The following is a 19230-nucleotide window of genomic DNA, read 5'->3' on the forward strand; positions in this document are numbered from 1 at the left end:
CGTCTGCATCTCCTTTCTAAATGCCACAAAGAAAAGGGGTAACCCCGTGAAAAGAACTTCTCGCTTTGTCGAAAGCTTTAAGGATTTCTCGTTTGCGCTGCCGGCGCTTGCCTTTATGATCATCTTTATCTACTATCCGCTTGCTAATTCCTTTTATCTTAGCTTCACGAATTGGAATATGACCAAGCCGACCAAGAAGTTCGTCGGTATTGACAATTATACTTATTTGCTCAGTAGCGAAACGTTCTATAAGGTTTTGAAAGTCACATTCACTTATACGATCTTGGACGTGCTGCTTACGCTGGGGATCGGACTGCTCCTGGCGCTGCTGTTCAACGTAGCTTCCAAATTTTTCGACTTCATGCGTGCCGTACTGTTTATGCCTTATTACATCTCGATGGTTATTGTCTCGATGATTTTCCTTTGGATCTTCAATCCCCAATACGGATTGGCGAACGAAGTGATCGGAATGCTCGGTCTGGAGCCGGTCAAATGGTTGACCAATCCGACCACGGCCTTGTGGGTTCTGATTATCGTATCCGTCTGGAAGGGCGTAGGCTTCGCGATGATCATCTTCATTGCCGGACTTCGCAGTATTCCTCTTGAGTACTACGAGGCTTCGAGTATCGACGGTGCCAACAAGTGGTGGCAGTTCTGGAAAATTACGCTTCCGCTTCTGTCGCCGATTACGCTGTTCCTGGTCGTAACGAACTTTATTTCTTCCATGCAGGTATTCCAATCGGTAGATATTATGACCAACGGCGGTCCTCTGGAAGCGACGAAGGCGATGGTGTACTGGATTTACGATATGGCCTTCGCCGAGTTCAGAACAGGACGTGCTTCTGCACTCGTCATTATCTTCTTCTTCATTATCATTTTGCTGACACTGCTTCAAATGTTCGTATCCCGCAAGAAAGTTCATTACGAAGGGTAGGTGAGGGGACATGACGCAATCGAGCACGCTTTGGAAAACCTCACGACTGCTGCTGGCCATCTGTGTAACGTTGGTGATGTTCTTCCCGGTCTATTGGATGCTGGTGACCTCATTGAAAACACCGGCCGAGCTTCGTCTGGCCGTTCCGACCTTCTGGCCGGAGTCGATGAAATGGTCCAACTATGCTGAAGTATTTACGTCGTTTCCGTTTGCGCGTTTTGCGCTGAATACGTTTATTCAAACTGTGGGGATTGTGTTCCTGCAAATCAATATCGCTATCATGGCTGCTTATGCCTTCGCTAAAGGGAATTTCGCGTTCCGCGAGCAATGGTTCCTGCTGGTGCTTGCGGCGCTGATCGTCCCGGATCAGGTTACCTTTGTTCCGGTCTATGTGATGATGTCGAAGCTGGGCTGGATCAATACCTTCTGGGCGCTCATCGTACCTCATGCCGCATCGGCTTACGGAATCTTCCTGCTTCGCCAAACCTTCAAGTCCATCAACAACGATGTCATTGAGGCGGCAAGGGTGGACGGGGCGAGCCGATTCCAGGTACTATACCGGATTTTGACGCCTATGGCGCTGCCAACCATTGCTACCTTGACCGTTCTCAGCTTCATTTCCAGCTGGAACTCCTACTTCTGGCCGCTCGTCATGACCAACTCGAACAACATGCGTGTACTTACCGTTGGGATCGCGATGATGAAGGACTCCATGGCCGGTGACGAGGCGTTGACCTTCCATCTGATCATGGCAGCCAGTGTGGTCGTCATTTTGCCTATTGTTATTATTTTCGTATTCGCTCAAAAATATATCATCGCTGCCATGTCCAACTCCACGTTCAAATAAAAGGAGACTATCATGAGTCAGAACAAACCTTTGGTCATCGCCCATCGAGGGGCGAAGGGAGAAGCTCCCGAAAATACGTTAGGCGCTTTCAAGCTTGGACTTGATCAGGGCTGCGACGCCATCGAGTTGGACGTTCACTTGTCCAAAGACGGCGAGTTGATCGTCATTCATGACGCTACGATGGACCGTACGACGGACATGGAGGGCACCATCAACGAGATGACTGTAGCCGAAATCCAGCGTGCAGACGCCGGAAGATGGTTCCACGAGAAATACGAAGGCGAACGTGTTCCCCTGCTTGAGGAAGTATTCGATTTGGTCCCTGCGAACATCATGATTAACGTAGAGATTAAAGGCTCCTACGGCCGCAGGCTGGAACCCGCTTTAGTGAAGCTGATGCAGAAGAAGAATCGGGTGCATAATGTAGTCGTCTCGTCCTTCGATTTCAAAAGCCTGCAGCATCTGAAGCTGCACGAGCCCGAAGCGAAAATCGGCTTGCTGTACGATGTGAACGCGATGCGTCACTCGGATCTGGCCCGACTGATGAGCACGCCGGTGTATTCCCTTCACCCGCATATGCGGCGGATCGACAAGGCGGAGGTAGCCGATGCGGTGAATCAGGGCTTGAAGGTATTCCCGTACACGATTAATGAAGAAGAGCATATGCTTTTGGCAATAGAATACGGTGTTTCCGGTATCATTACGGATTATCCGGGCAAACTCAGAGCACTGCTTAACGGTTGAAACGGCGTTCTGAATCCACGGAAGGAAGGGGCAGCACAGATGAAACGGAAGGCATTTGCAGCGGTGGTTGCCGGCATGCTGGCAGTAACGGCGATCGGCTGTCAGGCGGCGCAGAACCAAGCGCCCGAGAAGACAGCACCGCCGGCAGCCGCGGCTCCGGAAGTGAAAGCTCCGGCCGGATTGGTTACCCAGGAGGAGGCGGGGATCAAAATTCGCGTGGATATGCCGGAAATCAAATGGTTTCTGGACAATGCCAAACAAGGGCCGATCGTACCGGCACTGAAGCAGGAAGCGATTCCGCAGGGACTTGCCTACCTTGAGGAGAAAAATTGGCTGCTGGTGACATCCTACCGCGAGAACGGCAAGTCCAGCCTGCTTAGCGTGATTGATGCGGAGACAGGCAAGCTGGTAAAGGCGCATGAGCTGTACAAGGGGGCGAATCTCCCATACACCGGACACGCAGGAGGAGTAACCGTCAGCAAACAGCACGTGTGGGTATCCTCGGACGGCAATGCTTTTTGGCTGAAGAAGGAAGACCTGATCAAGGCGGATAACGAATCGAAGCTGACCTTCGGCGGCTCGGTGCTGACCGATACCCGTGCTTCCTTCACTACCTACAGCGAAGGTGCGCTGTGGGTAGGGGAGTACGCGCAGGGGTCCAGTTACCCGACCAGCAAGACACACTACATGAACAACCGGGACAACAAGGAGCATAAGGCTTGGACTGTGGGCTATAAGCTGGATCCGGCTACGGATCTTCCGAAGCCGGCGGCGGGCAAGGATCCGGCCGTGCCGGACTACATTCTGTCCATTCCCGATATGATTCAAGGCATGGAGGTCGGTCACGACCGTATCATCCTCAGCGAATCCTATGGCCGCAACAATGCGAGCGCTCTGATCGTACACAAGCTTCCGATCGCAGAACCGCCGCATCAGACGGTAGAGATCGGCACCGCCAAGGTGCCCGTATGGTTCCTCGACAGCAAGACGAAGCAGCAGGAGCAGAAGGCGCCGCCGATGTCCGAGGGCGTGGTCACCATCAAGGGGACGACCCATGTCCTGTTCGAATCCGGCGCGAAGAAATATATGAGCTCGAGCACCTATCCGTTAGACCGGATCCAATTGATCAAGCTGCCGTAGGACGCTCTATGGCTGAAGATCCGAGTGGCAAGTCCCGAGCCTTCAAGGTATAATGGAGGAAACGGAGACGGAGGTTATGCAGATGCTCATTCAAGGCTTGGCTCATCGCGGTTATCCGAAGAAATACCCGGAAAATACGGTTTCATCGTTCCAGGCGGCAATTGATTTATCCTACAGCATCCTGGAGCTTGACGTAAACCTGACCAAGGACGGCATTCCGGTGGTCATTCACGACCCGACGATCAATCGGACGACGAACGGCAAGGGCTGGGTGAAGAATTACACCTTGGACGAGCTGCGGCAGTTCGATGCCGGAGGCGGCCAAGCCATCCCGACACTTGAGGAAATCCTGATGCTGGCCAAGGGCAAGGTGCGGGTGGATATCGAGCTGAAGCAGAGCGGAGATCTGTATCCCGGGATGGAGCAAGCCGTGCTCGACGTCATCCGGCAATGCGAAGTGGAGAAGGAAGTATTCGTAGCTTCGTTCGACCACTATTCAATCCTTCGCATGAGGGAGCTGGATCCGGAGCTGGAGCTGGGGCTTGTTATTTACGGAGCGACGCCATCGGTGTTTCCTTTGATGGAGCAGCTGAAGGCCAAGTATTTATCGGTTAAATCCATTTACTTAACGCCGGAGTATGTACGTTTGTGCGAGGAGAAGGGCATCCAGCTGATTGCCTGGACGATCGATGACGAGCAGGCCATGCAGGAGATCCGAAGCCGGTTCCCGAACGTGCTTGTTTGCACGAATGAGCTTGAAAAATGGGCGGCTTGCGTGAAACAAATGGTGTAAACTGTACGCGGTTTGTGGTATAATAACAACAAGTTAATAGAACGGTTGGAGAGACGGAGAGACCACACTTGCATTGCAGTCCTGAGCTGCAATGTTTGGGGTGGGCTCTCCTTTTTTGTGTTCTCATAAACCGGCTAAAAGATGGAGGAGAGAACGATGGCAGTAGCATTTTCGAGTATCCAACGTACTGAGCTGTTAGAGAAAATGAATGGAAAGCATTTCGATCTGCTGGTGATCGGCGGAGGCATTACCGGTGCGGGGATCGCGCTTGACGCGACGACTCGCGGGATCAAGACGGCGCTTGTGGAGATGCAGGACTTTGCGGCAGGTACTTCGAGCCGTTCTACCAAGCTGGTGCACGGCGGCCTGCGCTATTTGAAAAACTTTGAGGTCAAAATGGTGGCGGACGTTGGTAAGGAGCGCGCCATTGTTTATGAGAACGGGCCTCATGTAACGACGCCGGAATGGATGCTGCTGCCTTTTCATAAGGGAGGCACCTTCGGCAGCTTCAGCACCTCGATCGGTCTGAAGGTATACGACTTCCTGGCTGCGGTGAAGCCAAGCGAACGCCGGAAGATGCTGAGCGTGGAGGAAACGATCAAGCGCGAGCCGCTGGTGAAGCAGGACGGCTTGAAGGGCAGCGGGCGTTATGTGGAGTACCGAACGGACGACGCCCGCCTGACGATTGAAGTCATGAAGGAAGCGGCGCATCGCGGCGCGACGCTGGTCAACTATGCGAAGGTCGTCGAGTTCCTGTACGAGAACGGCAAAGTCGTCGGGGTACAGGTGCTGGATCGCATCCATAATCAAACCTATAAGGTATATGCGAAGAAGATCGTGAATGCGGCGGGCCCATGGGTAGACACCCTTCGCGAGCTGGATAAGTCGAAGACGAAGAAGCATTTGCAGTTAACCAAAGGAATTCACTTGGTCATTGATCAGAAGCGGTTCCCGCTGAAGCAGGCGATCTATTTCGATACGCCGGACGGCCGCATGGTGTTCGCAATCCCGCGCGACGGCAAGACGTATGTGGGTACGACGGATACGGTGTACAAGGGAGACGTCGCGCATCCTCGTATGACGACGGCTGACCGCCAATACGTGATCGATTCCATCAACTATATGTTCCCGTCCGTGAAAATTACGGCGAAGGACATCGAGTCCAGCTGGACGGGGCTGCGTCCGCTTATTTTCGAGGAAGGCAAAAGCGCCTCGGAAATCTCCCGTAAGGATGAGATCTGGACATCCGATTCCGGACTCATCACCATAGCGGGAGGCAAACTGACCGGTTACCGGAAAATGGCGCAAATGGTTGTCGACATGCTGGTAGAGCTGTACCAAAAGGAAGGCTTGGGCGGTTTGACGCCTTGCATCACGAAGCATATGCCGATTTCCGGCGGGGACGTCGGGGGCGGGGAAGGCTTCCCGGGCTTTGTGAAGGAGAAGGCGGCCTTAGGTCCGAAGTACGGTTTGACGGTGCAGGAGGCGGAGAAGCTGGTACGCCGCTACGGCTCCAATATTGACCGTCTCTACGGATTGGCGGCTCAATACAAGGATACGGCGCCTAAGTTCGGCTTGCCGCTGCCGGTGATGGCGATGGTAATGTACGCTATGGAAGCGGAGATGACCGTGAAGCCGGTGGATTTCTTTATTCGCCGTACGGGTGCTTTGTTCTTCGACATCGCTTGGGTGCATCATCACAAGGAGCAGGTCATTCAGTGCATGGCAACCTACTTGGATTGGACGGAGGAAGAGAAGCAGGCGTACACCGAGGAGCTCGAAATGCATCTGGAGCACGCCGTCGTTCCGGAGGATCAAGAGCAGCAGTCGAATGCGGGGTCGAAGTCGAAGATCGGCTAGAGATTTAAGTAATAGTGATAAAATTCATCGTCACGCTGATAGCCTAGGGACTCGTAGAGTCTCTGGGCTTTTTGGTTGTCGGCGCCGGTGGCAAGCTCAAGTCCCTTTGCTCCGGTTGCGGCAGCATGCTGCCGGGCGGCCTCCATCAGGAGGCGTGCGACGCCTTGGCTGCGTGCCTCCGGGATCACGAACAGATCGTTCAGAATCCAGGCTTTGCGCATGGACAGGGAGGAAAAGGTAGGGTACAGCTGAGTAAATCCGAGTATCTCATTCGTTTCATTGACGGCGTAGAATAGGGCTGAGCTTTGCTGTGTCAAATTGTGCTCCAGGAAGGTGATGGCTCCGTTCAGATCGGAGGCTTTCCCGTAGAATTGGCGGTATTGATCAAATAAAGGTGCAATGGATGCTGCATCTTGCGACTGCGCGATCCGGGTTCGAATCGTGCCGGGCGCCTGGTTGGTCGGATGAGTCGGTTGGGTCATGTGATGTGATGGCCTCCTGGTTCTAGGTGTATGGTTTGTACATGCAGTGTACAATCTCGGTTGACAAATGAAAAGGGCCAATTTAGATTGAAATGAGTAGACCGGTTGAGAATAGTAGGATGATATAAGTGTTCGGAGGAGTACGTTATGCATTTTCAAATTGCGTTTGCCACGTATTGCGCGAACTATCCGACGAAGTCGCTGGCGCTGTATCATGCGCTGCGGGATGGGATGCTGCAGGGGCTGTGGTCCAAAGGGACCCGCCTCCCCTCCACGCGTGAGCTGGCGGTCCTCTACGGTTTGTCCCGCGGGACAGTTAACCAGGTGTACGAGACGCTGGTATCGGAGGGATACCTTCAATCGGAAACCGGGAGAGGTACGTATGTGGCATACGAGGCTTCCGCTACAGCGGGAATGACTGGGGGGCGCGGAGGCTTGTCCGCGCCGTCATACCGGCTGTCTGCTTGGGCGGACCGGCTGGAACCGGCTGCGGGGGAGGAACGCGGGGCCGGACGCTTCGAGGGCATCGACTTCCATACGTTTGCCCCGGACCTGTCGCTGTTCCCCCAGGAGGAGTGGAACCGCTGCTACTATGCCCAGGTCCGGGAGCTGGGCAGCCTTGGGCTTCACGCCGGCGGTCCGGTGCGAGGGCGCGACCCGCTCGGCGATGAGCGGCTGCGGGAGAGCATTGCCCAGTACCTGCGGCGGGCGAGGGGTATGGCCGTGCAGGGGGAGCACGTCGCGATAGTCGGCGGCTCTATGCAGGCCATCGCGCTGCTCGCGCAGCTGCTCGTGGGGCCGGGCGAGGCCGCCGCAGCGGAGACGCCGGCGTACAGCGGCATCCGCCGGGCGATTCGCGCCGCGGGAGGCCGCTGCATCGACGCCGAGGTCGACGGCGACGGGCTCGTGCCCGCGGACTGGGACGCGAAGGCCGTGTTTGTTACACCGACACGGCAGTTCCCGACGGGGGCGGTGCTGTCCCTGGAGCGGCGGCAGGCGCTGCTGCGGTGGGCGAGCGAGCGGGAGGCCGTCATCGTCGAAGACGATTACGACAGCGAGTTCCGCCACCGGGGGCGCAGCCTTGAGCCGCTGAAGGCGCTCGACCGGGGCGAGCGCGTGGTGTACGTCGGCAGCTTCACCAAGACGCTGCTGCCGTCGCTGCGCATCGGCTATGCCGTGCTGCCGCCGGCGCTGGTGGAGCCGTTCCGCCGGGCGATGGCGCTGTATGAGCCGGTGCCGGTAAACTTGGCGGAGCAGCGGACGCTGGCAGCCTTCATGTCTGCGGGTCATTATGAGCGGCATCTGAGGCGGATGAAGCGGGTATACAGCCGCAAATTCGCGCTGCTGACCCAAGAGCTGCGTTCGCTGGAGCACTGGATTGATTGGGTCGAGAGCGATGCCGGCCTGCATGTCTTTGGCTGGTGGAAAGGCACCGAAACCGAGTACTTCAAGTATCGGGAGCTGGCAAGGGCTCAGGGAGTCAGATGGTCGGAGACAACGTTGGACTTGGCAGCAGGGATGCGTTACGGAATGTATTTGAATTTCCCTCATGCTTCCGAGGAAGAGATCGCAGAAGGCATCCAACGGATGAAAAGAGCATCCGGAGAGCTGCAGCCGAGACGCGGTTCGAGCAGCAAATGAAGGGGCTACGTATTACGGATAGGATGAGGAGAGAAAGGAGTGAGTTAGTCGCTGCTGCGTAATACAGCAAGTTTATTTTTATTCGGTTCGATGATAGTACTGCTGTTGAAAGAACAATATGTGTGGCTAAGTGTATGGGGGGCAGCTGCCTTGCTGCTTAGCGTTCATAAGCCGTTAAGGCCTTTTCTGGGAACCGCCATTTGCTTTGGTATCGGATTTTGGGGTTACCTGTATGTAACCTCCCATTGGGGAGCCGAAATGCATCCCAAGGAAACCCGTGTCCTGCTTAACCGCTTAACGCTTACGGTGATTCTGATTCCCATGCTGGTGCTGTCTCTTGCCGAAGGGTCACCGTTCCTGGGATATGCGAGGAGGCCCGTGTGGAATGCGTCCGTCCGCGTCCCGCTGATTTGGGCCGGCTTTCACGATTCTACCGTTAAGCTGTTTTTGATGATCGCCATCGCAACGAATATAGTCGTCTTTGCCCCTTTCCTGATTCGCAACGGCTGGACCTCCATTCAGGAGGTATGGCTGTTCGCGCTGCTCTTCGCCGTCGTCAATGCGGTGCTGGAGGAAACTGTGTGGAGAGGCGCGCTGCTGAGCAGGCTAGCCGGGCAGGTGGGGGAGCGGTGGGCGGTGATGATCACGAGCCTGGGGTTTGGTTTACAGCATTATTCCTTGGGCTTTTCCTGGGTTGTGTGTCTAGCCTTTGCACTGGGAGGTTTGTTCTTCGGAGGTGTTACGGTCCGGTCAAAAAGCATACTACCTTCCATATTATGGCATGTGGTTATTAACCTGCTTATGGTTTTCAGCGGGATGATCTTATGATTTCGCCCAAATATTTCCTCCCGCCTGACAGAACAGGTGATTTTTCCTTCTTCGGCCGACTTATGCTATGATTATTATGGTCAAACTTCACCGGGAAGGAACGATACTTAGATGGCAAACATGGGTTCGCCTGTAGGAAGCACACGATTGATTTTACGGCTGGAGATTGAGAAGGATACGGTATCCTTCGGACAGATCGCTGTAGCGATCAATGAAGTAGGCGGTGATATTGTTGCAATCGACGTGAACCAGGTGAGTAAGAACACGACGATTCGGGATATTACGGTGAATATCGTCGACCAGAATCAAACGGATGCCTTGGTGGAGAAAGTAGGCTCCCTCAACGGCGTCAAGGTGATCAATGTCTCCGACCAGACCTTTCTCGTGCATCTTGGGGGGAAGATCGAGACGGTTCCTAAGCTGCCCATCAAAAATCGTGACGACCTGTCACGTGTCTATACACCCGGCGTAGCGCGCATTTGTATGGCGATTCACGAGGATCCCCTCAAGGCGCATTCGCTGACGATTAAGCGCAACACGATTGCGGTCGTTTCCGACGGCTCGGCGGTACTCGGACTCGGTAATATCGGACCTGAGGCCGCAATGCCGGTAATGGAAGGGAAGGCCATGCTGTTCAAGCAGATGGCCGGGGTGGATGCCTTCCCGCTGTGCTTGAATACGCAGGATACGGAGGAGATCATTCGGATCGTGAAGGCGGTAGCCCCTACCTTCGGCGGTATTAACCTTGAGGATATTTCGTCGCCGCGCTGCTTCGAAATTGAGGAGAGACTCATTCAGGAGCTGGATATTCCGGTGTTTCATGACGACCAGCACGGCACGGCCGTGGTTATTCTGGCTGGATTGTACAACGCCGTGAAAATCGTCGGGAAGCCGCTCGAGGATTGCAAGGTCGTAGTATGCGGCATCGGCGCTGCGGGTATCGCCTGCACCAAAATGCTGATTGCCGCCGGCGTCCGCAACGTCATCGGAGTGGACAGGCAGGGAGCCATTGTACGAGGCAACTCCTATGATAATTCCGCGTGGAGCTGGTACGCGGAGCACACCAACCCGAACGGGGAGAGCGGCCGTCTGTCGGATGTGATCGAGGGAGCGGATGTTTTCATCGGTCTATCGGGCCCACGTGTGCTCAGCGTCGACGACGTGAAGAAGATGGCGAAGGATCCGATCGTCTTCGCGATGGCCAATCCTACCCCGGAGATTCCTCCGGAGGAGGCGGAGCCTTATGTCCGTGTCATGGCGACGGGACGGTCGGATTACCCGAACCAAATCAACAACGTGCTGTGCTTCCCGGGGATATTCCGAGGCGTGCTGGATTGCCGGGCCTCCCGTATCACGGAGGAGATGAAGCTCGCAGCGGCCAAGGCCATCGCCTCCGTCGTCAGTGACGACGAGCTGAATGAGCAGTATATCATCCCGAGTGTTTTCAATCAGAGCGTGGTGGAGAAGGTCAAGGAAGCCGTCATAACGGCAGCCTATGAGTCCGGTGTTGCCCGCCGCCGCAGCGCGAAGGAGCAGTCAAGGACGGACATGGGCTAAGACTCGGGTGGAGATATCCTTAATCAAAGCGATTTACAGCAAAAAAAGGTCAACAGCGGTGTAAGATGCACCGCTTGCTGACCTTTTTTCTTTAGCTTGAAGCTTCCTCCGTCCACTGCCGGATCGTCTTGTCGCTAGGCAGGAAGAAGGTAAACAGCCCGAGCAGCGGCAGGAAGCTGATCATCTGCATGACCGGGGTCAGCTGCAGCCGGTCGATCATACCGCCAAGCGCTACGGCGCCCAATGCGCCGAGACCGAAGGCAAGGCCGATCGTTAGGCCGGATACCATGCCCACCTTGCCGGGGAGAAGCTCCTGAGCATACACCACAGTAACCGAGAAGCTGGATAGCAGTATAAATCCGTTCACGAGCAGGATTACATGAGTCCAGAAGGGATCTGCATAAGGAAGCAGCAGCGCCAAAGGCGCGGTCCCCAGCATCGAGAAGAAAATCAGGTTGCGCCGCCCGAATTTGTCGGAGAGCGGACCGCCGAGGAAGGTACCGAACACTCCCGCAGCGGAGAACAGGAAGATATAGATCTGTGCTTGCTCCAGCTTGATGCCGAACTTCTCCATCAAGAAGAACGGATAATAGGTAGAGATCCCCATGCTGTACCACGAACGGGCAAAGATCAGGAACAACAGCATGCTGACCGCAAAGGTAATTTGCTTTTTGCGGGCGGGGCTCATGGTACGGACAGCTCCCGACCGTTGGACCGGAGGGTTCGCCGCCATGTAGCCGCCGTACCACCGGGCAACGGTCAGCTGGACGACGATGCCGAGTCCGGCGACCAGCGTGAACCAGATGGCACCGAACTGGCCAAGCGGCGCGAAGACGAGCGCCGTCATGACGGACGCGAGTGCTTGTCCGGAATTGCCGCCGACCTGGAAGATCGATTGCGCCAAGCCCCGGCGGGAGCCCGCCGCCATGTAGGCAACGCGGGAGGACTCCGGATGGAAAATGGCGGAGCCTAGCCCGACGAACAGCACGGACAGCAGGATAAGCGCATAATTCGGTGCCAGCGCTAATCCGAGCACCCCGATGCAGGTAAGTCCCATGCCGAGCGGCAGCATCATAGGAGTCGGCTTTTTGTCGGCGTAGAGGCCGATCATCGGCTGCATAACGGAGGACGTCATGTTCAAGGCAAAGACGATGACGCCGGACTGCATATAGTTTAACCCCATGGAATCCTTCAGAATCGGAAGAATGGCCGGGATGACGGACTGAATCGTGTCATTTAACAGATGGACCAAGCTGATGGCGAACAAAATACGAAACACGGTTGGCTTGATGTCTGACTGCGGTGCCGCAGCCTGCTTCCTTCCTATGGAAGAAACGGCCGCAGCACTTGGCTGCACTTGCATGGGAAAGCTCATCTCCTTATTTTTGCATAAAGGTACCGAGAGCCTCGCCCATTTTTACTTTGCTTCCTACCTTCAGATCAGCCCGGCTCTCGAACGTGGCGGTCTCGGTGAGTAGTACGATGGTGGAACCAAATTCGAAGTAAGCGAGCTCATCGCCGCGCTCCAGCCGATCCGGAAGCGGATCGACATACCGGATGCTGGCTACATTCAACGCTCCGACCTTGACGACGGCAACCTCGCCGCCTTCATGCTGCATGTACGTGACCAATCGTTCATTGCGGCTGAGCACCCGTCGCATGAAGCGCAGTCCGAAGTCGTTGACCGGATAAACCTTACCGGGGATGTGCTCCTTCTCTACGATGATGCCGCTGACCGGAGTATGAATGCGGTGATAGTCCGTTGGACTCAAGTACAGTACATAGAAAAAACCGTTCTTATAATTCACCATCCGCGGCGAATGATTGAGCAGCTCGTCAATGGTGTAATCCTGACCTTTGACATTCAGGATCAATCCCTCTTGAATCGGTCCCATGCCGGTGATCAGGGCGTCGACAGGGCTGACCATGGCGCCTGGAGCCGTATGGATGGGACGGAGCCCCGTTTTCAGCCGTCTGGTGAAAAAGTCGTTCAGCGATGCATATTCATGAAGGCTCTTCTCCGCATCCTCGACGGGAATGCCGTAGGTCTTAGCGAATTGCGGGATGAACCCGCGGCTGAGCTTGGATTTGGCAAAGGCTCCTGTCATTCGGGAAATGGTTTTGCGGGAGGATAGCTCGGTTAGAAGCCGGAATAACGAACGTTTCATGCTGGTTAGGTTCACCTGTTTCTTCATATTTGTAAAGTCCTACCGACTATAGTGACACATTCCGGGAGCAAGCGCAACCAAGAAAAAGTCGCCTAAACAGCAAGAAAAGGCCCGGAGGGGCCTTTCTCTTCACGTAATTATTGCTTTTTGTACTCCTGACAGGCTAAGCAGGCCGAGATATTCACAAGAATCGGGTTCTTGGAGCCGGAATATTTGGTGCAGGAGATAGGGGCCCGCAGCTGGGGATCATCTGAAATACATATGCAGTAAGGACATTCCGAAACGAGCTCCGTGGTGACCCAAAGCAGCTGCTGCTTCAATTCATCGATTTGATTCATTAATAAGAATGTCTCCCTTAGCGAAATAGAGGTACCAATTACCTATATCTTAGCATGGTTGCCAACGATTTACTTGCGTAATGTGACACAATTTTTATAAAAATTACCTAAAATGTTCTATCTTCCTACGGAATTTATTCGTTGACAATCGGAGCAAAGGTGCTTAATATGAGTTATGTCACTAGGGGAGCCGTAGGGCTGAGACTGGATCAATAGATCCTAGACCCTCTGAACCTGATCTGGATTATGCCAGCGTAGGGAAGTGGAGAGCGTATGCGCGCGATCATGATAAGCTCATCTGGGCCACTTCCATAGTTTTGCGGAGGCGGCCCTTTTTGGCATACATGTCTCGGAACCCGGTTGACAAAACAAAAGGAAAAAAGGAGTTGTGAGGTTTATGTCCAAAGGTTTGAAGCTGACCGATATTTTGGTCACCGTCGTTATTTCCGTTGTCCTTGCTGCCATTTATCATTTTTGGGCCGCCGTGTATGAGGTGGCTAAAGCACCCGGACTTCAGCTCGAGCAGCTGATGTACGGGATGTGGTTTATTGCATCGACGGTAGCGTTCCTGCTCATTCGCAAGCCCGGGGTTGCCTTTCTGGCTGAAGCGGCAGCGGCAAGCGGAGAGCTGCTGCTCGGTTCCCCGTTCGGCGTCGAGGCGTTAACGTACGGTCTGGTGCAAGGGATTTGCGCCGAGCTGCTGTTCGCTGCAACAGGGTATAACCGTTACTCGGCCGTAACGGCGGGACTGGCCGGAATGGCCGCAGGCGCAGGCGCACTGGTGTTCGATTTCTTCAAGGGGTACATGACGGAATTGCAAACCTGGAGCTTGGTGCTGTATATCGTTTTCCGATTCGTGGGGGCGTTTGTGATCTGCGGCTTCGTGGCTGCCGGCTTGGTGAAGGCGTTGGAGGCTACCGGTGTGGCTCAGCTCGTACGGCCGGCAAGCCGCGCCGACTATGATGCGCTGAACCGCAAGACGACGAAGATGTAATGAGTACGATTGCTATGAAGGAACTGGCGGCTGCTGTGGAAGGGCTGCGGCTTAAATTTCCGGGGAGCGACGGACTTCTCTTCGAGGAGCTGTCCCTCTCCGTCAGACATGGAGAGAAGGTGCTGCTGCTCGGTCCGAGCGGCTGCGGAAAGTCGACCTTGCTGCAGGTGCTAAGCGGGCTGATCCCACAAGCGATTGAAGTGCCGATGCTTTGTGACAGCAGTGTGGTGCCGGCGGCTTCGGGCTACTTGTTTCAGGATCCCGAATCGCAGTTCTGCATGCCGTTTGTGGATGAGGAGATCGCCTTTGTACTGGAAAATATGCAGGTGCCTAGGCCGGATATGGCGGGCTTGATCCGCCGGTATCTGGAGCAGGTTGGATTGCAGCTGCCCGACCCGCATGTGCCGATTGCCTCGCTCTCTCAAGGCATGAAGCAGCGGCTGGCTCTTGCGTCATTGCTCGCCCTGCAGCCGGAGGTTTGGTTCTTGGATGAACCGACCTCTTTGCTGGACCCTGAGGGGACCAAGCAGGTTTGGACGACGGTGAAAGAGGTGACAAGGGATCAGACGGTCATCATCGTAGAGCATAAGATCGACGAGATCGTGGATTTCGTGGACCGGGTCGTCTTGTTCGACTACGAGGGCTCGATTCTCGCCGACGGAGAGCCTGCCAGCGTGTTTCGCGATCATAAGCGGGAGCTTCAGGAGTATGGCATTTGGTATCCCGGCGTGTGGTCGGATTATACGGCAAGTCCACGGTACTGGGATGCGACAAAACGTGGCGGCGCCCTGCCTAGCGATGGAGCCGTTGAGCCATTGCTGAAGCTGAGACAGTGGAGCGGCTATCGCGGCAAGGCACCGAGGATTCATGTGGATACCGCAGAAGCGGCAGGTGCGGACTGGATTGCCGTTGTCGGAGAGAACGGCGCCGGCAAGAGCACACTCCTTCAAGGACTGATGCAGCTTATTCCGACTAAGGGCGAATACAAGGTAAGGGGAAATCTCGTCCGCGGCTTCGAGGATATTGGAGATTCCACCGGATATGTGTTTCAAAATCCCGAGATGCAATTTGTGACCGATTCCGTCAAGGAGGAGCTGGCCTTCAATTTCCGCAGGGACGGAGACCCGGAGTCTCTCGTTCAGGAGAAGACGGAGCAGCTGCTGAAGCAATTCGGCTTGGCGGGACACAGGGAGCTGCATCCTTATCAGCTGTCTCTAGGGCAAAAGCGAAGGCTAAGCGTAGCCGCCGCAACGGTGAAGCAGCAGAGGGTTCTTCTTCTAGATGAGCCTACCTTCGGGCAAGATGCGGAAAACACGTTCGCCCTGCTCGAGCTGCTGGAGGGCTGGCGCAGACAAGGTACGCTGATCATTATGGTAACACACGATCCGGAGCTCGTCCGTTATTTTGCAACAACGGTATGGGAAGTGGAGAACGGAAGGCTGACAGCGGTGCTGTCACCCGAACAATATGTACGGCGGTTCGAGGAGCAAAGAATTTGCGAGCCGGTGAATTAGGGCAGAAGGGAAGTGAAGAGAAGATGCAGCAGGCCTGGGATATCAAGGAGACGTGGCTTCATCGGGTGAACCCGAGCTACAAGCTGTTGCTATCGGTTGTTCTGTTTTTGCTTATCTTGCTAACGCATAACATCAATGTGCTGGCGAATACGACATGGATGTTCGTACTACTACTGCTTGCCTGTTCGGGGCATCCGAGGTCGCGTGTGCTGCTGCTGCTGCTTCCTTTCACCATTCTTTTCGTGTGCTCGATGACGTCGATGGTGTTTTTCGGCAAGGGAGAGACGACCTGGTTTCGCTTCGGGTTGATTCATGTGACCGAGGAAAGCTTCTATCGAGGGGTACATATCGGGTTGAAGACCGTCAATATGGCGCTGGCAGGCTTGCTGTTCGCCTTGACGACGAGGCCGGTAATGTTATTCTATTCGCTCATGCAGCAGCTGAAAATTCCTCCGAAGTATGCCTACAGCTTCATGGCGGCCTTCCGGCTGATGCCGATGATCCTTGACGAATTCCGGACGCTTCGCATGGCGCTAAAGGTCCGGGGGGTCAAGGAGAAGCATGGACCGGCAGGCTGGTACGGGAAGCTGCGCCGCTATGCGATCCCATTGCTGGCTCAAAGCATCCGTAGGGCCCAGCGGATCGCCGTGGCAATGGAAGCGAAGCGTTTCATGGCAGTGAAGCAGCGAACCTTCTACTATGCGATCGGCTGGTCCCGCGTAGATCTGCTTTGGCCGGTGCTGCTGGCCGTCTTATGGACGGCCGCCGTCTGGCTCGGCTGGAATCTGCCTTTCTTTAGCGTGGGGGATGTGCGGTATGAAATCAACTCTTAATACGGGAGGCGTGGATAAACCTATGAAATTCTCAGACCAACTAAGAGCCGCGGCGGATGCAAGCTGGAACGCCAGCTTCGAGCATCCGTTCGTGCGCGGAATCGGGGACGGAAGCCTGCCGCTTGCGGCGTTTCGTCACTACGTGCTGAATGATGCCTATTATTTGTCGCATTTCGCCAGAGTCCAGGCGCTTGGAGCTGCAAAGGCTGACGACCTATTCACGACGAACCGGATGGCGGTGCATGCGCAGGGCACCTACGGGGCCGAGCTGTCGCTGCACGAGAAGTTTTCCAAGCTGCTTGGCATTACCGACGAGGAACGCAGCCGTTTCCAGCCTGCTCCCACGGCGTATGCCTATACTTCGCATTTGATCCGGGCGGCTTACACGGGACATCTCGGCGACATTGTTGCTGCGATACTGCCGTGCTACTGGCTCTACTACGAGATTGGAGAGCGTCTGGCCGGCTGCACGCCGGAGGAGCCAATCTACCGCGAATGGATTGCCGCTTACGGCGGGGAATGGTTCCGGGAGCTGGTTCAGGAGCAGATCGACCGCGTCGATGCGCTGGCGGAGCAAGTCACTGAGGCGGACCGCGAGCGGATGAAGCAGCATTTTTTGATCAGCAGCCAGTACGAGTATCTGTTCTGGGATATGGCTTATAAACAGGAAGCTTGGCCGATTGGGTAAGGAATGGAACGAGAGCACAGCTCCATGGGGAGTGCTGCTCTCGTTTTTTTGTTTTCATCATAGCTGCACGCCGTAGAGTGCCGAGCAGGAAATGCAAAGCTGCTATAGAAAGTGATAAGCGCCAGACACCCTGTAACGCGATTTTTTCATCTTATGGTCGCAGATGAACACATTTTTGGTACAGTAAGATGAATTTTTAACGTTACAAGGAGCGTTACCGGGCCGTGATAAGCACCAGACGCATTGTAACGCGATTTTTTCATCTTACATTGGTAGATGAACACATATTTGGTACAGTAAGTTAAAATGAACGAAACCGACTACCATTTTGCATTACGTAGGGTGAATTTGGAAATCAATTGATTGAGCAATCAAATCAATATTCCAAAACAGAGCTACAAACAAAAGGAGGTCGGTTTAGTAATGAGTATAACCATAAAATATGTTGGTCTAGACGTATCCAAAGAAAAAATAGCTGTAGCCATCGCCCCCGAAAATAGAAATGAACCCGTCAGGTTCCATGGTGTCATCTCGCATACGAAGGAGGCTGTTCGTAAACTAGTTAATCAGTTAATGAAAGATGATGACGTAAAGTTAAGTATATGCTATGAGGCTGGCCCTACGGGGTTCGTCTTGTATCGATGGCTTTTGGAGATGTATGTGGAATGCAGCGTCATCGCACCAACAGACTTAGAGGGGAATACTCGAATAAAAACAGATAAGAGAGATGCTGTACGTCTAGCGCAGCTCTGGAGAGCAAATGAATTGACAGAGATCTATGTACCACGTCCCGAGGATGAAGCCTTGCGAGATTTGGTTCGGGCCAGGGAAGATGCCGTACAAGACAGGAATCGGCATAAACAGCGTTTAACCAAGTTTCTGCTTCGCCATCAGATCCACCCGCCCAAGGGCGTTCGAGTGTGGACTCAGCCATATGAAAATTGGTTAGATACTTTACGGTTTTCTCGGTGTTGTGAGGATATGGTATTCCAAGAATACCGAAACAGCATCCAAGAAGCTACGAACCGGATCCGAAGATATGAAGCGGAGATGGAGAAGCAAACGAGTGAAGGATGCCAAGCGACCATGATCCAAGCATTGCAGGGGCTCCATGGCGTTGCCCTAATTACAGCCGTTACTGTAGCTTCGGAACTTGGCCACATTGCAGGAAGATTCGCATCCCCTCAGCAGCTCATGAGTTATGTGGGGCTGGTGCCATCAGAACGTTCTAGCGGGGGGAGTCGTTGGCAAGGTGGGATAACGAAAGCTGGAAATGCCCATATACGTAGGGTATTGGTTGAAGCCGCCTGGAGCTATCGGAGCTCACCTGCCATACGGAAAACGCTGCGAGATAGGCAAAAAGGACTGAGTTCGGAAATTGTCAATATCTCCTGGAAAGCACAAAAGCGATTACACCACAAATACAAGAAGCTCCTTTTCAAAGGAAAGCACAAAGGAACCATCATCGCCGCAGTAGCCCGAGAGCTTATAGGTTTCATATGGGCCATAGCCAAGGAAGTAGATAAGCAAAAAAACAGCATCACAGCATAAAAAATAAGGGTATGATTGAATGAAAAAGGAAGTGATTCCGGCTTAGTGAGTTAGGCAATGCGTTACGTTACATTCTTTGGCTCGAGGGCAAAGTACTAAAGCAAGGCAGAGAGTAATAATCCGCGGAAATCACCTGCGCAAAGTCAATCTTTCAGGTAGTGCGGCTTCATGCGCGTCGTAAGTTTAGCAGGTAAGCTCTCTGGTCGTATACAATTCACTTGTGATAACCCACGAATATCAGGTTGCCAACCGGCGCAAAGAACCATTTTGCCCTCGTGCCAAGGAATGAAACTCATTCGAACCACAAGCTCAAATTAA

At 54.2% G+C, this 19230-nt stretch carries 18 protein-coding genes and 1 riboswitch; of the genes, 14 read left to right on the plus strand and 4 right to left on the minus strand.

What is annotated here, in order from left to right:
- The first annotated feature begins 46 nt into the window (after nt 1-46).
- The 6 genes from RAC89_RS17795 (at nt 47) to RAC89_RS17820 (ending at nt 6318) form a co-directional block, all read left to right on the plus strand.
- The gene (locus RAC89_RS17795; RefSeq protein WP_306615067.1) at nt 47-934 is read left to right on the plus strand and encodes a carbohydrate ABC transporter permease; all 888 of its coding nucleotides are present in this window, start codon (nt 47-49) and stop codon (nt 932-934) included.
- 10 nt (nt 935-944) lie between these two features.
- Nucleotides 945-1781: a carbohydrate ABC transporter permease gene (locus RAC89_RS17800; RefSeq protein WP_284644787.1), complete on the plus strand. Its 837-nt coding sequence runs from the start codon at nt 945-947 to the stop codon at nt 1779-1781.
- Nucleotides 1782-1793: 12 nt separating this feature from the next.
- Complete coding sequence (locus RAC89_RS17805) at nt 1794-2525, plus strand: glycerophosphodiester phosphodiesterase (RefSeq protein WP_306615070.1); 732 nt, start codon at nt 1794-1796, stop codon at nt 2523-2525.
- 39 nt (nt 2526-2564) lie between these two features.
- Complete coding sequence (locus RAC89_RS17810) at nt 2565-3665, plus strand: YncE family protein (protein WP_306615072.1); 1101 nt, start codon at nt 2565-2567, stop codon at nt 3663-3665.
- 82 nt (nt 3666-3747) lie between these two features.
- Nucleotides 3748-4458: a glycerophosphodiester phosphodiesterase gene (locus RAC89_RS17815; protein WP_306615074.1), complete on the plus strand. Its 711-nt coding sequence runs from the start codon at nt 3748-3750 to the stop codon at nt 4456-4458.
- A 156-nt stretch (nt 4459-4614) separates the two neighbouring features.
- Nucleotides 4615-6318, plus strand: coding sequence for a glycerol-3-phosphate dehydrogenase/oxidase (locus tag RAC89_RS17820; RefSeq protein WP_306615075.1), 1704 nt, complete (start codon nt 4615-4617; stop codon nt 6316-6318).
- Here RAC89_RS17820 and RAC89_RS17825 read toward each other — a convergent pair.
- Nucleotides 6315-6758: a GNAT family N-acetyltransferase gene (locus tag RAC89_RS17825; RefSeq protein ID WP_306616123.1), complete on the minus strand. Its 444-nt coding sequence runs from the start codon at nt 6756-6758 to the stop codon at nt 6315-6317. The genes RAC89_RS17820 and RAC89_RS17825 overlap by 4 nt on opposite strands.
- Before the next feature lie 189 nt (nt 6759-6947).
- On the opposite strand from RAC89_RS17825, the gene pdxR reads away from it, so the two are divergent.
- The 3 genes from pdxR (at nt 6948) to RAC89_RS17840 (ending at nt 10826) form a co-directional block, all read left to right on the plus strand.
- Nucleotides 6948-8441: a MocR-like pyridoxine biosynthesis transcription factor PdxR gene (gene pdxR / locus RAC89_RS17830; protein WP_306615076.1), complete on the plus strand. Its 1494-nt coding sequence runs from the start codon at nt 6948-6950 to the stop codon at nt 8439-8441.
- Between the two features lie 90 nt (nt 8442-8531).
- Nucleotides 8532-9269, plus strand: a complete 738-nt coding sequence (locus tag RAC89_RS17835; RefSeq protein ID WP_306615078.1) for a CPBP family intramembrane glutamic endopeptidase — start codon at nt 8532-8534, stop codon at nt 9267-9269.
- A gap of 120 nt (nt 9270-9389) precedes the next feature.
- Nucleotides 9390-10826, plus strand: a complete 1437-nt coding sequence (locus tag RAC89_RS17840) for an NAD-dependent malic enzyme (RefSeq protein ID WP_306616124.1) — start codon at nt 9390-9392, stop codon at nt 10824-10826.
- Nucleotides 10827-10917: 91 nt separating this feature from the next.
- On the opposite strand, the gene RAC89_RS17845 is transcribed toward RAC89_RS17840, so the two are convergent.
- From RAC89_RS17845 to RAC89_RS17855, 3 genes are all read right to left on the minus strand, one after another.
- Nucleotides 10918-12189, minus strand: a complete 1272-nt coding sequence (locus RAC89_RS17845) for an MFS transporter (RefSeq protein WP_306615080.1) — start codon at nt 12187-12189, stop codon at nt 10918-10920.
- 16 nt (nt 12190-12205) lie between these two features.
- Complete coding sequence (gene asd / locus RAC89_RS17850) at nt 12206-12994, minus strand: archaetidylserine decarboxylase (protein WP_284644795.1); 789 nt, start codon at nt 12992-12994, stop codon at nt 12206-12208.
- A 137-nt stretch (nt 12995-13131) separates the two neighbouring features.
- A complete protein-coding gene (locus tag RAC89_RS17855; protein WP_306615082.1) occupies nt 13132-13332 on the minus strand; it encodes a hypothetical protein in 201 nt (66 codons plus the stop codon).
- Between the two features lie 173 nt (nt 13333-13505).
- A riboswitch (TPP riboswitch) is annotated at nt 13506-13610 on the plus strand.
- Between the two features lie 119 nt (nt 13611-13729).
- On the opposite strand from RAC89_RS17855, the gene RAC89_RS17860 reads away from it, so the two are divergent.
- From RAC89_RS17860 to RAC89_RS17880, 5 genes are all read left to right on the plus strand, one after another.
- Complete coding sequence (locus RAC89_RS17860; protein ID WP_306615084.1) at nt 13730-14326, plus strand: ECF transporter S component; 597 nt, start codon at nt 13730-13732, stop codon at nt 14324-14326.
- A complete protein-coding gene (locus RAC89_RS17865; protein ID WP_306615086.1) occupies nt 14326-15840 on the plus strand; it encodes an ABC transporter ATP-binding protein in 1515 nt (504 codons plus the stop codon). Before RAC89_RS17860 ends, RAC89_RS17865 begins: the two co-directional genes overlap by 1 nt.
- Nucleotides 15841-15863: 23 nt before the next feature.
- Nucleotides 15864-16673: an energy-coupling factor transporter transmembrane component T family protein gene (locus tag RAC89_RS17870; RefSeq protein WP_306616125.1), complete on the plus strand. Its 810-nt coding sequence runs from the start codon at nt 15864-15866 to the stop codon at nt 16671-16673.
- 22 nt (nt 16674-16695) lie between these two features.
- Nucleotides 16696-17361, plus strand: coding sequence for a thiaminase II (gene tenA / locus RAC89_RS17875; RefSeq protein ID WP_306616126.1), 666 nt, complete (start codon nt 16696-16698; stop codon nt 17359-17361).
- A 423-nt stretch (nt 17362-17784) separates the two neighbouring features.
- Nucleotides 17785-18912 carry an IS110 family RNA-guided transposase gene (locus RAC89_RS17880; RefSeq protein WP_306612462.1) on the plus strand — a complete coding sequence of 376 codons (1128 nt, stop codon included), beginning with the start codon at nt 17785-17787 and terminating at the stop codon, nt 18910-18912.
- The last annotated feature ends 318 nt before the right edge of the window (nt 18913-19230 follow it).

Source organism: Paenibacillus sp. GD4, assembly GCF_030846225.1.
Classification (GTDB): Bacteria; Bacillota; Bacilli; order Paenibacillales; family NBRC-103111; genus Paenibacillus_G; species Paenibacillus_G silviterrae.

What these genes read in the sequence shown, in the direction of transcription:
- RAC89_RS17800 (WP_284644787.1), top strand. Translation starts at nt 945, where the DNA reads ATGACGCAATCGAGCACGCTTTGGAAAACCTCACGACTGCTGCTGGCC.
- RAC89_RS17805 (WP_306615070.1), top strand. Translation starts at nt 1,794, where the DNA reads ATGAGTCAGAACAAACCTTTGGTCATCGCCCATCGAGGGGCGAAGGGA.
- RAC89_RS17810 (WP_306615072.1), top strand. Translation starts at nt 2,565, where the DNA reads ATGAAACGGAAGGCATTTGCAGCGGTGGTTGCCGGCATGCTGGCAGTA.
- RAC89_RS17815 (WP_306615074.1), top strand. Translation starts at nt 3,748, where the DNA reads ATGCTCATTCAAGGCTTGGCTCATCGCGGTTATCCGAAGAAATACCCG.
- RAC89_RS17820 (WP_306615075.1), top strand. Translation starts at nt 4,615, where the DNA reads ATGGCAGTAGCATTTTCGAGTATCCAACGTACTGAGCTGTTAGAGAAA.
- pdxR (WP_306615076.1), top strand. Translation starts at nt 6,948, where the DNA reads ATGCATTTTCAAATTGCGTTTGCCACGTATTGCGCGAACTATCCGACG.
- RAC89_RS17835 (WP_306615078.1), top strand. Translation starts at nt 8,532, where the DNA reads ATGATAGTACTGCTGTTGAAAGAACAATATGTGTGGCTAAGTGTATGG.
- RAC89_RS17840 (WP_306616124.1), top strand. Translation starts at nt 9,390, where the DNA reads ATGGGTTCGCCTGTAGGAAGCACACGATTGATTTTACGGCTGGAGATT.
- RAC89_RS17845 (WP_306615080.1), bottom strand. Translation starts at nt 12,189, where the DNA reads ATGCAAGTGCAGCCAAGTGCTGCGGCCGTTTCTTCCATAGGAAGGAAG.
- asd (WP_284644795.1), bottom strand. Translation starts at nt 12,994, where the DNA reads ATGAAACGTTCGTTATTCCGGCTTCTAACCGAGCTATCCTCCCGCAAA.
- RAC89_RS17855 (WP_306615082.1), bottom strand. Translation starts at nt 13,332, where the DNA reads ATGAATCAAATCGATGAATTGAAGCAGCAGCTGCTTTGGGTCACCACG.
- RAC89_RS17860 (WP_306615084.1), top strand. Translation starts at nt 13,730, where the DNA reads ATGTCCAAAGGTTTGAAGCTGACCGATATTTTGGTCACCGTCGTTATT.
- RAC89_RS17865 (WP_306615086.1), top strand. Translation starts at nt 14,326, where the DNA reads ATGAGTACGATTGCTATGAAGGAACTGGCGGCTGCTGTGGAAGGGCTG.
- RAC89_RS17870 (WP_306616125.1), top strand. Translation starts at nt 15,864, where the DNA reads ATGCAGCAGGCCTGGGATATCAAGGAGACGTGGCTTCATCGGGTGAAC.
- tenA (WP_306616126.1), top strand. Translation starts at nt 16,696, where the DNA reads ATGAAATTCTCAGACCAACTAAGAGCCGCGGCGGATGCAAGCTGGAAC.
- RAC89_RS17880 (WP_306612462.1), top strand. Translation starts at nt 17,785, where the DNA reads ATGAGTATAACCATAAAATATGTTGGTCTAGACGTATCCAAAGAAAAA.